General features: G+C 47.9%; 7 protein-coding genes. 6 read left to right on the forward strand and 1 reads right to left on the reverse strand.

Translation table 11 applies throughout. From position 1 onward, the window contains the following. Positions 1 to 50: 50 nt before the first annotated feature. A complete protein-coding gene (locus ABIC22_RS14730; RefSeq protein WP_354481716.1) occupies positions 51 to 2,807 on the reverse strand; it encodes an endo-beta-N-acetylglucosaminidase in 2,757 nt (918 codons plus the stop codon). Positions 2,808 to 3,019: 212 nt separating this feature from the next. Between ABIC22_RS14730 and ABIC22_RS14735 the strand changes: the two genes are divergently transcribed. The 6 genes from ABIC22_RS14735 (at position 3,020) to ABIC22_RS14760 (ending at position 12,411) form a co-directional block, all read left to right on the forward strand. Beyond that, on the forward strand, positions 3,020 to 4,849 hold the full coding sequence (locus ABIC22_RS14735; RefSeq protein ID WP_483312547.1) for a sensor histidine kinase: 1,830 nt from the start codon (positions 3,020 to 3,022) through the stop codon (positions 4,847 to 4,849). A 1-nt stretch (position 4,850) separates the two neighbouring features. Next, positions 4,851 to 6,365, forward strand: a complete 1,515-nt coding sequence (locus ABIC22_RS14740; RefSeq protein ID WP_336783009.1) for a response regulator — start codon at positions 4,851 to 4,853, stop codon at positions 6,363 to 6,365. A 283-nt stretch (positions 6,366 to 6,648) separates the two neighbouring features. Continuing rightward, positions 6,649 to 8,121 (forward strand): ABC transporter substrate-binding protein, encoded by a 1,473-nt coding sequence (locus tag ABIC22_RS14745; RefSeq protein ID WP_127538935.1) that lies wholly within the window; start codon positions 6,649 to 6,651, stop codon positions 8,119 to 8,121. Positions 8,122 to 8,199: 78 nt separating this feature from the next. Further along, positions 8,200 to 9,129, forward strand: coding sequence for an ABC transporter permease (locus tag ABIC22_RS14750; protein ID WP_095292071.1), 930 nt, complete (start codon positions 8,200 to 8,202; stop codon positions 9,127 to 9,129). Between the two features lie 84 nt (positions 9,130 to 9,213). Next, positions 9,214 to 10,068, forward strand: a complete 855-nt coding sequence (locus ABIC22_RS14755; RefSeq protein ID WP_217506623.1) for a carbohydrate ABC transporter permease — start codon at positions 9,214 to 9,216, stop codon at positions 10,066 to 10,068. Positions 10,069 to 10,101: 33 nt separating this feature from the next. Next, a complete protein-coding gene (locus ABIC22_RS14760; RefSeq protein WP_354481718.1) occupies positions 10,102 to 12,411 on the forward strand; it encodes a glycoside hydrolase family 3 N-terminal domain-containing protein in 2,310 nt (769 codons plus the stop codon). Positions 12,412 to 12,414: the final 3 nt, after the last annotated feature.

Raw genomic sequence — 12,414 nt, forward strand, 5'->3', positions numbered from 1 at the left:
AATTAGGGTTTAATTTTCTTACAGCATTAATCTTTCATTTGCTGAAATGGCTATCTCAAAATGGTGGTTGCTTTATTGCCGGCATAATCTTCAATAACGACCTTCAGTGAGCTGCTGCTGGAAGCTGGTGTGAAGGTCATCTCACTCAGCTTGGTTCTTCCCCGGATAATATACGGAGATTTTTGCGTAACGTAAGTCACCCCGAATTCGCGAGGCACTTCATTTTCGTAAACATAGATCTTGTACCAGTCCTCCAGATCAGGCAGGGCGAGGGTGTATTTTCCATCATTTACCGTAACCTTTTCCTTCGCGTATGGTGTAATCTGATGATCAGCCAGTTGTCCAGTCACTGTGACCGGTTGTTGCTTGCCTATGGCAATGTTGAGCACGTATTGTTCACCATTCGTTGGCAATCCCGTCAGGACAGCTGAAGGTTTTCCTTTCTTGACCTGAATGGTCTTTGTGAAAGGTTCATTCGTATATTCGGTTTGCAGGGTGAGCTCGATCGCTTCCTTGCCTTTGGTTTTCTTAGGGTATTTCCAGCTGACAGTGGCGTCGCCCTGTTTGTTAAATTTCACTTGGATATCCTGAACGGCTGCATCCAAATTATAGGACAGAGTTGCAGGCTCACTCTCACGGCCATCTGCGCCTACGGCACGAATAGATAGCTTACCGGAACGATTCTTCAAAGATTTGATGTAATAGGTGGAATCATATATTCCGCCAACATAGGATCCATTTTCATATAAATTGTATTGCTTAACCTTCGAATAGTCTTCCATATCCCATGCCACAACAAGTTCATCTGTATTGGTCAGAGACTTGGCGATGTGGAAACCTGTAGGAGCATCTGGTTTGGCCGCAGATCCATCGAAGATACGGATTTCACCGATGTTCATCTGATAATCTTCAATTGTGTTTCCATTTGGGTCAAATACCAGTCCGAAAGCCGCAATGTTTTGGCCCGCATAGGCACTCAAATCCAGGGAAGCTGTTGTCCAGCCTTTCGTTTGTTTGCCTGAATTCGGAACATTGACTTTGACCACATGGGATGGATCATCTTCGAGAATTAAACCGACTTGCAGGGTGGACTTATCGCTCTTCGATGGTTTGTTATAAGTGAGTTCCAATGTAGACTTCACATTAACCGACAGATCCGTTTTATACAGACGCAGGAAGTTCTCCGCGTTCAGATCACCGTTAACGACAAGAGAGCTGCCGCCATTGAAGGCCCCAATGGAATTGTACTGGTAACGGGCACCTTTTTCATAGGTTGGGCCATAGTCAAAATCAACACTCAGCTTGTCCCCTTCACTATCCATCCACCACTGCCAGGTGACAGGGATGTCCTGGATGTTGATGTTGGACCATTCGGTATCATTGGATACTTTCCCGTTTTCATAATACTGCAGACCATGTCCGGTATTGAAGTTCGTAGCAAAGTTTGAACCATGAACGACGGAACGTTCCGTAAGGTAGGCGGCTATGCCGTCCCAATTGGCGCCAGAAGCGTAGACATCCGACAGATCAACCGATGCATTGCGGCGGGCTTCGGTAGGATCCTGATTCGGTCCAGACCACCAGGCACGATCGCGTACAAAGGTCATCCACTGATACTCGTCTTCAGCCCTGTGATTGGTGCTTCCATCGCCCATCTCTTCGTCAAGGGCATTATGGGTAAAATCTGCACCGAGCGTTGCTATGCTGTTCATCGGCTGACCGTTCTCATCCAAATTGTTGCGCAGGTCATAGAGCTGTTTCCACCGTCCAAACCGGTCATGGCCGCCTTCAACGCCGGCAAAGACGGTTTCCAGCGGATCCAGTCCAAGGCTGACGGCATGATCACGTGAATCCTGCAGCATCTCATGGTTCCAGACATAATTCAGAAAAATGGAATCCGAAACCCTGCCGAGAGCCGTATCCTGTACGAAGGGGCTGTTGAGTTCGTTAAACTCATTCTGATATTGTATCTGTCCTGTCGTATTAATGGTTGAGTCATACCACTGAACATAGAGACCCTGATCTCTTAAATATTGCATGAATTTTTTGTAGGATGGAATGTCTTCAGGCGCAACGCCCCTCGCTACCTCTTCCTGATTGAAGAAGTATCCATCATAATTATAGTACTTGGCCATCTCGGCCAATTTGACAGCGACCGGGAAATTGCCGTCTTCATCCTGTACCAGCATCTGCTTGTATGTTTGAGGACCACGGTCATTGTCAGAGAAGAAAATGTTGGCAATGGAACGAACGCCGTTTTTATGCGCGGCATTGGTGTAAGCCGGGTTCGGAATGTTCAGAATACCGAACTCGAAATATCGCTCTGTCCACTCCTTGTTCGGGTCATAGAGCTCTTCTGGCACTCCGGCAGAAGCCATGCCATGCCAGTAGCTGTAATAGTCTGTATATTGCCAATAATTAAACAGATACTGGCTGAATTCGTTCGTATAAGGGGTACTGTCGAAGAACGCATTGCCGTAGTCACCACTCATCGTAAAGAGCTGGGTATCCGGACTAAGTTCGGGGTAGGCCTGTGTGGCGGCAAAAGCATCATTTCGCGGCTGTAAAGGTACATGTGCACGGAGCAGTTCTCCATAGATGTCACTCTCGGGTGTCCAATTCAGAATCTGTGCAGAGGTGTAGCCATGCTGATAGGGCTGATTGGCGCCTTTGGCACTGTCACCTGTGTAGGGAAGTGTATCCCCTGCATATACAGATGAGGCGACCAATTGGCCGACCAGGGCTGATGTGATGGCCAGTGCAGTTACCTTGGGAATGATGCCTTTCGGTTTGAGTTTGCGTGTCATGCTGTTCCTCCTTCAAGTGGACTGAATGTAAGGTATTCGTTTACACAAATATAAACTTATGGTTAACGATAGAGCATGAAAGCATTTTCAAATAGGGCGAAATTAAAGAAAGGCGGGTATAAACTAAAGAAAAGTTCAAGGTGAGAAGTTAATGTCAGAAGGCAAATGATATAATTCAGACAGGACAAGCCACATCGGGGGGAACTTGCGATTTGAAAATTGTTAGCGTTTACAATAATTTCTTCAAAAATAATATGTTTATGAAAATGCTGCTTATTTTCTCAATGATTTCGATTGTGACGATTATTACGCTGTCGTATATCATTTTTCTATCGGTGTCCGACTCTACGATCCGCCGTGAACTGGCTATCCAAAAGGCTGCGATGGAAAGTGTGGACCGATATATTCATCAGCAGTATGAGTCCGTACAAAATATGGTTAGAGACATGCATCAGAACGAGGCGCTGTCAGCCAATATCTCCTATCTGATGAGCCACACCTATGCGGATTATGTCCAGCATCTCACCAATGGATATTACGCCAATCAGGATGACTATTCCGCAGATGTACTAAAACACTTCCAGAATATCATGGACCGAAATGCGGATATCCATCAGTTGATGTTATATAGTGCAGAGCGCCAGGACATGTCCATGTTCAGCCCCAATAAGCAATTCAAGAAGCTGGACACGAGTGCTGCCCATTCCTATATTCCTGACGTGATGGCCATGGAGACGCCTAATATCAGTGCACCCAACTACTGGATTCGCAAAGAAATCAATGAATGGAGCCCGGATCTGTACGCGATTCGTGTTCCCATCAACAATACACAGACGCTGCGGAATCTGGGGCAATTCCTCGTTTTTTTTGACTCTGCAGGTATTGGAAATGCACTTGATAGTTATGAGAGCAACTTTAAGGGGGAAATTGTGGTATTGTCGGCCAAAGGCAACGTGTTATTTGACTCCAGCAGCAACTATTACGGGAAGAAGTATCCTTATGTTGAAGTTGCAGATTCGCTATTCGATCAGACCGATATGGACTCGATGAAAAAGGAAAAAAACATGTATGTAAACAAGTTTGTCTCGGCAGACCAGGGCTATGTGATAGTGGCCACAGTTCCTGTGGAAGAGATGGCTGAGGCCTACGCAGGTATTCGGAATACCATTATTTCAATTAGCATCATAAGTACCCTGTTTGCTGTGCTCGTTCCGGCGTTTTTTATCATTAACTTTGCGAAGCGGACCCGGAGAATTATCCGATTTACGCAGAAGGTGAAGTATGGCAATCTGAGCGCACGAATTGACGATAACCGTGACGATGAGCTTGGGCAGATCTCGCACAGCTTTAACGATATGCTGGATGAACTTAATTTGTATATTGAGCGGGTGTACAAGGCAGAGATCAAACAAAAGGAGACGGAGCTGGTTGCTCTGCAGGCCAGAATTAATCCTCATTTTCTCTATAACACGCTTGAAGTGATTCGTATGAGAGCCATTTCCCAGGGGGCAAGGGATGTTGGTGAGATGATCTACAGCTTATCGGTGCTCTTCAAGAGCCTTGTTCAACAGAAGAAAAACTATACATTGAAGGATGAGATGGAGGCTTGCCGTCTATATCTGGAACTCTTTCGAATCCGTTATAAGGATATCTTCACCTATACGATTCAATTGGATCCTGTGCATAATCAACATCCTGTGGTCAAGCTGTCCCTGCAGCCGATCATTGAAAACTATGTCGTGCACGGAATCCAGACGGAACGCTCGGATAACAAATTGTCCATTGTGGTGGAGGAGATTGGAGATGTGCTGCAGGTGGAAGTCAGAGATAATGGCAAAGGCATTGATCCTGCCCGATTGGCAGAAATTCGTGAAGAGCTCGATCGTCCAGAGGAATCAGGACAAATGTTTGGGCTGCGCAGTGTGCACAGTCGTCTGCGCTACCTGTATGGACCGGAGTTTGGAATGACGATAGAGAGTACGCTTGGAGAAGGAACCCTGATAAGGGTGCGTTATCCTCATACGGAAGGGACAGGTGTTTAGCATGTACAACGTGTTTATTGTGGACGATGAGCCGTTCATCATTGAAGGATTATACGAGATTGTGGATTGGTCTTCATTTGGAATGGAAATTGTGAACCATGCCGGCAATGGCCAGGCGGCGCTCCAAGCGCTGTCTGCCCAGCCTGTCGACATTCTGATCACGGATATTTCCATGCCCATTATGAATGGACTGGATCTGATTCGGGAAGCAAGGCGTGTCCAGCCTGACCTTAAAGTGATTATTCTCAGCGGGTTCAATGAGTTCGAATACTTGAAGGAAGCGATGCAACTGGGGATCGAAAATTATCTGCTCAAGCCGATCAATGTGGAGGAGCTGGAATCAACGCTGCGAAACACGGCCTCCAAGCTGGATCAAGCACCAGCAAAAACAAGTTATGATGCCTACGGCATTCAAATTTTGAAGGACAACATTCTTCATCGATGGTTGACGGGGCAGATCGCAACGGCGGAATTCGAAGAGCGTTCTCTGTTCATGAATCTTACACTTGATGGTCCATGCTATGGCATTGCCATTCTCCGTACGAAGGGAGAAGAGCCGGGCATATTTGATCAAGTGCAGCGTCTACTTGCAGACAAGCCTTATGTGAGTACTTTTCATGATTTGGATGGCGATATCGTCATGATCGCGAGTGTGGACGAGCAGCAGGTCGATAGACAGATGTTTATGGATTGCGTCACCGGTTTATCCAGGCAGATCTCTGAAGCACACCCGTCGGTTTATATGGGTATGGGGAGCATGGCGAAGGGCATTCATCAGGCACCCGCGAGTTACAAAGAAGCCAAGCGCGCTCTGCAGTATGTGATGATCTACCCGGATCTTAAAGTGATCGATCATGCGATTCTTGAAACGGGAAGCAGTGCTGGCAGTCGTTTCTCCTTCGACTGGAAGGAATATGCCAAGCTGATGTTATCCCGAAATACCGAACAGCTTTCAGAACGAATTCAAACGGATTTTGAACAGTATCGCGACGGGATGACTCCTGTGGAACTGCAGCATACGGCGCTCGAATTGGTTATTCGTTTCAAAATGGAGCTGGAGAGCATTAAGCATACGGATGAGTCTGTCATTTACCAAAAGGGGTTAAGACGGGTACTGGATAGTAGTACCTTTGCCGAACTGGTGCAAGCCCTTCAGCAAGTGGGGAGCGAGACGATCGAATCTCTGCTGCAGGATCTGAAAAACCCGATTGTGAGCCAAGTGCTTCAGCATATCGAGAAGCATTACGCAGAAGAGCTTTCCCTTAAGCTGCTAGGGGCTCATTATCATCTGCATCCCGTGTATCTTGGACAGCTGTTTCACAAGGAGACAGGAGAGACCTTTGCCGAGTACATCAATAAATACCGGATCGAGCGTGCCAAGGAACAGCTGCGCAGTTCCAATCTGAAGGTGCATGAGATCGCAAGAAACGTTGGATATTGGGAGACAGGATATTTTTATAAGCAATTCCGCAAATATGTAGGCATTTCACCGACCGATTTCAAGGTTTTTAATTAATTCGGTGACGGGAAGATTCGATCTGCGGAGTTAACGTACAAGAGACATTTCGGGAACAGCAGTGGCATGGGAAGAGTTTAATGCCAGATGTTACCCGGCATGTCTCTTTCATGTAAGCGATTTATTAAATCAGGGACAAAAACAAGAGTCAGGGAGAATATCTCTTTAATTTGTACCCCGAAAACTTAAGTTTATCTTCTTTTTGAAAATGCTTTCATTCGATAAGGTTATAGCAGTTAGTTCGTTAGTGCTTAAGGGAAAACGAAAAGGGAGGATCTAAACAATGCTTAAAAAAAGAAAAAGTTTTTCTCTCGTCCTGGCATTATTAATGGCCGTTACACTTGTACTTAGTGCCTGCGGTGGAAGCGAGAGTGCTTCGGAATCCGGCGGGGCTGGAGATGATTCAGTCGAACTGATCTGGTACACCATCGGTACCCCGCAAAAAGATGTGAACAAGGTCATGGAAGAAGTCAGCAAGTATACCAAGGAAAAAATCAATGCTACCGTAACCATGAAAATGGTCGATTGGGGTGACTATCCTCAAAAGATGCAGGTGAATGTGGCTTCCGGTGAGCCTATGGACATTCTGTTCACCTCTTCGGGCGGATTCGACTATGTTCAAAATGCGAGAAAAGGCGCGTTCTTGGAATTGGATGAGCTGCTCCCCAAATATGGCAAGGATCTGATGGACACGATTGACCCGGCATTCCTCAGCGGTTCCAAAGTGGATGGTCATAACTACGGTATTCCAGCCAACAAAGAACTGCCGCAGCAAGAGGTATGGCGTTTCAACAAAACACTGCTCGATAAGTACAACCTGGACATCTCTAATATCCGCACCTTGGACAGTCTCGAACCTTTGCTCAAAACAATCAAGGAAAATGAGCCAAGTGTGACGCCGTTTGCGATGGATAAAAACTATGTCCCTTACGTTCCTTATGACTATGTCATTCAAAATTTGCCTATGGCAATCAAACTTGACACGACGGATTACAAGCTCGTGAACATCCTGGAGACTCCTGAAATGAAGGAAGCGCTCACAACGATGAACAAATATTACAAAGCTGGCTATGTATCTGCAGAGGCAGCAACAACAGGATCAACCAACGACCTGACGACATCGGGCAACTGGTTCCTAGATCGCGCACAGACTCAACCGCTGGCCGACAATCAATGGTCTGCAAGTTATGGATATCCTGTCGTTTCCACACCGGCAAGTGATGCAATCATCACAAACACTTCTGTACAAGGATCCATCATGGCGATCTCCGCCAACTCCGAGTACCCGGAAAAAGCAATGGAATTCCTGAACCTGCTCAATACCGATCCAGTGCTGCGCAACATGGTGGACTCCGGTATCGAGGGCACTCACTACAAAAAAGTGGACGATACACACATGGAAAACCTGGCTGAATCGAAGAACTATGACATGCCTTCGTATTCTCTTGGTAACAACATGCTGCTCTATCTGAACAACAACGATCCGGATAACAAATGGGATGAGTTCAAGAAATTTAATGCTGAAGGCGTGAACTCCCCAATTCTCAGCTTCAACTTTGATGCAAGCAACGTTTCTACTGAATTGACAGCTGTACAAAACGTGAAAGAACAATACTGGGCCGCACTGATGACTGGTACGCTGGACCCGGCGACCAACTTGGATCAGGTCATTGAGAAGTTCAATCAAGCCGGTCTTGAGAAGGTAATGGCTGAAGCCCAAAGCCAGCTTGATGCCTGGAGAGCGGAAAATAAGTAAGGTTACATTCGTAGGATCGGGCGGCTGCATGTAGCGTCCGATCCTTTTTTTCATTCAAGCTTGAAGGAGGATATCCCAATGACTGCATTTTTGAAAAACCTGATAAAAAACCGAGTCATGCTGTTCATGGTGCTGCCTGGCGCCATCTGGTTCTTCTTCTTCTCTTATCTGCCCCTGGTGGGTACTGTAGCGGCATTCAAGGAATATCGCTTTAGTCGTGAGGGATTCTGGGCCAGCCTTGCGAAGAGCGAATGGGTGGGCTGGGACAACTTCAAATTCCTGTTCAGCAACAATGACGCGCTGCTGATTACCCGAAATACACTTTTGTATAACATCGCCATCATATTCTTGGGGTTAGTGTTCGCCGTAGGTTTGGCCATTCTACTCTCGGAACTTATTAATAAACGGCTCGCCAAAATATATCAAACAGGGATGTTCCTCCCGTATTTCCTCTCCTGGGTCATTGTAGGTTACTTTGTGTTCAGTTTCCTGAGCATGGACCGGGGAATGTTGAATCAGATCATCGGCTGGTTCGGGATGGAACCGATCCAGTGGTATTCGGAAGCCAAGTATTGGCCGTACATTCTGATTTTCGTCGCACTTTGGAAAACGATCGGCTACAACAGTATCGTCTATCTGGCATCTATACTGGGCATTGACCGTTCGCTCTATGAAGCCGCAATGATTGACGGTGCGAGCAAATGGCAGCAAATTCGCAACATTACGATCCCGCTGCTATCCCCAATCATCACGATTATGACACTTCTGGCTGTGGGCCGGATCTTCTACGCTGACTTTGGTCTCTTCTATCAAGTGCCGAGGGATTCGGGTACGCTCTATTCCGTTACGAACGTCATTGACACGTATGTATATCGCGGTTTGAAAACGAGCGGTGAGATTGGCATGAGTACCGCTGCCGGATTGTATCAATCGGTTGTGGGCTTTGTACTGGTTATCATCTCCAACTATGTGGTACGCAAGATCGATAAAGATAGCAGCTTATTCTAGGACAAGGGAAAGGAGTGAACCACTGTGGCTCAACTCGTAAAAAAACGCGATTTCCATCATGTATCCAGCGGCTGGAACATCATCATGAATATCATGGCCGGACTTTTCGCTCTGATCTGTGTGTTTCCTTTTATATTTGTCGTCATCATCTCGTTTACGGACGAAAAGGCATTGGCCCGTGATGGGTACCGCCTGATTCCGGCGGAATGGAGTCTCGCGGCATATCAATTTGTCTGGCAGAGCGGTGATACACTGCTGCGTGCGTATGGGGTTACCATTCTGGTCACGGTACTCGGGACAATCATCAGTTTGATCCTCATGTCCCTGTATGCCTATGCCATTTCCCGCAAGAGCTTCAGATATCGGAGATTTTTCTCCGTGTTTGCCATTTTGACCATGTTGTTCAACGGCGGGATGATCCCGACCTATATGGTCGTATCCCAACTGCTTGGATTGAAAGATACCGTGTGGGCACTGATTCTGCCGCTGGCGATGAATGCCTTCTATATTATGATTCTGCGTACGTTCTACTCCACCAGTGTGCCGGATGCGGTTATTGAATCCGCAAGAATTGATGGTGCCGGAGAGTTTTATACCTTTATGAAAATCGTAATTCCATTGTCCCTGCCGGGGCTGGCAACGATCGGGTTGTTCAGTACACTGGGTTACTGGAATGACTGGTTCAACGCACTCTTATACATTGATAATCCCAACCTGGTACCGCTGCAATCCATGCTGATGCGGATCGAGTCCAGCATTCAGTTTATTCAGCAGAACTCCGCCAACAGCTCCATGAGTCTGGCAGCCATGCAGTCCATTCCGCAGGATACTTCCCGGATGGCGATGGTCGTGCTTGCAACGCTGCCGATTATATTTGCCTATCCGTTCTTCCAGCGCTATTTCGTACAAGGTCTGACGGTTGGAGCGGTGAAGGAATAACCGGATCACTCTATAGGATTGGAGAGTTTCAGGATGATGACATATAAGGACAAAAGCAAGCCCGTCGAAGAACGGGTGCAGCACCTGCTTGGCCTGATGACTACGGAAGAGAAGGTAGGCCAGCTTATTCAGCCTTTTGGCTGGCAGACCTATACGAATGACAAGGGAAATATCACGCTGAATGGTTCCTTCAAAGAGCAGGTGGAAAACGGTGGCGTCGGCTCTCTCTATGGTGCCCTTCGGGCCGATCCCTGGACTGGCGTTACACTTGAAAATGGCCTATCCGCGAGAGAAGGCGCAGAAGCCGTCAACCTGATTCAGCGTCATGCTGTGGAGCATTCCCGACTGGGAATTCCGATCCTGATTGGGGAGGAGTGCTCTCACGGCCATATGGCCATTGATGGAACGGTATATCCCGTACCGCTTCTGCTCGGCAGCACTTGGAATGTGGACCTGTACCGAGAGATGTGCCAGGCCGTAGCCAGGGAAACGCGTGCCCAGGGTGGAGCGGTTACGTATTCTCCGGTACTCGATGTCGTGCGTGATCCTCGCTGGGGACGTACCGAGGAATGCTTTGGCGAAGATCCGTATCTCATTGGGGAACTGGCGGTAGCTTCTGTCGAAGGACTTCAGGGGGAAAGTCTTGACCGGGATGATGCAGTTGCTGCAACGCTGAAGCATTTTGTCGGTTACGGCAGCTCGGAAGGCGGACGCAATGCAGGACCTGTACACATGGGCTGGCGTGAATTGATGGAAGTGGATCTGTATCCATTCCGAAAAGCGGTGGAAGCTGGGGCAGCATCCATTATGCCTGCTTATAACGAAATTGATGGCACGCCTTGTACAGTAAATACGGAATTGCTGGATCGTGTTTTACGTGAAGACTGGGGCTTTGAGGGTTTGGTCATTACGGACTGCGGCGCAATCAACATGCTGGCAGGCGGGCATGATGTTGCAGCGGATGGGCTCGATGCATCTGTTCAGGCCATTCAGGCAGGCATCGATATGGAAATGTCCGGTGAGATGTTTGGACAGTATCTGGTGCAGGCTGTTTCGGAGGGCAAGCTTGATGTGCAGATTTTGGACCGGGCTGTCAGCCGCGTACTGGCATTGAAATTTAAACTGGGCTTGTTTGAGCAGCCTTATGTGGACACTGACCGGGCCGCAGAAGTAATTGGCAGTGAGCAGCATATCCGGCTTGCACGTCAATTGGCAGCAGAAGGAGTGGTTCTGCTCAAAAATGAGCAATCCGCTCTCCCGCTATCCATAACAGGAGCTGGGCAGATTGCTGTCATTGGTCCGAATGCGGATCATGCCTACAATCAGCTGGGTGATTACACGTCACCGCAGCCCAAATCCAAAGTGGCAACCGTACTGGATGGTATCCGCTCCAAGCTCGCGGGGAATGAAGCTGTACGTGAGGTACTTTATGCGCCAGGTTGCCGAATCAAAGGCGATTCCAGAGAAGGCTTCGAGCATGCCATTGAGATCGCCGGCAAGGCAGATACCGTCATCATGGTGGTTGGCGGGTCAAGTGCCCGCGATTTCGGCGAAGGAACGATCGACCTGAAGACAGGGGCATCCAATGTGTCCGATCATTCCTGGAATGACATGGAGTGCGGTGAGGGTATCGACCGTATGACGTTAGGACTTGCGGGAGTACAGCTGGAACTCATTCAGGAAATTCACAAGCTCGGCAAAAAGCTGATTGTTGTTTACATCAATGGCCGCCCCATCACTGAACCTTGGGTGGATGAACATGCAGATGCCATTCTGGAGGCATGGTATCCGGGTCAAGAAGGCGGGCATGCCATTGCAGACATTCTATTTGGCGATGTGAATCCATCGGGCAAATTGACGATTTCCATTCCGAAGCATGTCGGTCAGTTACCTATCTATTACAACGGCAAACGTTCCCGTGGCAAGCGTTATCTCGAAGAGGATCTGGAGCCTCGTTATTCATTTGGATATGGACTTAGCTATACCACTTTTGAATACAGCGAGCCGAAAGTCAGCAGGGCATCCATGACAGCTGGCGAATCAGTTATGGTATCGGTGGATGTGACCAATACAGGCCGGCGTAGTGGCGCAGAAGTGGTACAGATGTACATCACCGACGTGGTCAGCCAGATGACTCGCCCGGCCAAAGAGCTGAAAGGATTCACAAAAGTGAATCTGGCACCTGGTGAGACGCAAACGATTGAATTCCGTGTTGGTGCGGAGCAGCTGCAATATATCGGACGGCATTTGAAACCCGTGGTTGAACCGGGACTATTCCGTATTCATATCGGCAGCAGCGTAAACGACACACAAATGGCCGAGCTTACGGTAAGGGAGGCGTAAAAC

It is taken from the genome of Paenibacillus sp. PvP094 (assembly GCF_040546835.1).
Lineage (GTDB): Bacteria > Bacillota > Bacilli > Paenibacillales > Paenibacillaceae > Paenibacillus > Paenibacillus illinoisensis.

Coding starts and splice junctions, on each gene's coding strand:
- ABIC22_RS14730 (WP_354481716.1), bottom strand. CDS start 2,807: ATGACACGCAAACTCAAACCGAAAGGCATCATTCCCAAGGTAACTGCA.
- ABIC22_RS14740 (WP_336783009.1), top strand. CDS start 4,851: ATGTACAACGTGTTTATTGTGGACGATGAGCCGTTCATCATTGAAGGA.
- ABIC22_RS14745 (WP_127538935.1), top strand. CDS start 6,649: ATGCTTAAAAAAAGAAAAAGTTTTTCTCTCGTCCTGGCATTATTAATG.
- ABIC22_RS14750 (WP_095292071.1), top strand. CDS start 8,200: ATGACTGCATTTTTGAAAAACCTGATAAAAAACCGAGTCATGCTGTTC.
- ABIC22_RS14755 (WP_217506623.1), top strand. CDS start 9,214: ATGAATATCATGGCCGGACTTTTCGCTCTGATCTGTGTGTTTCCTTTT.
- ABIC22_RS14760 (WP_354481718.1), top strand. CDS start 10,102: ATGATGACATATAAGGACAAAAGCAAGCCCGTCGAAGAACGGGTGCAG.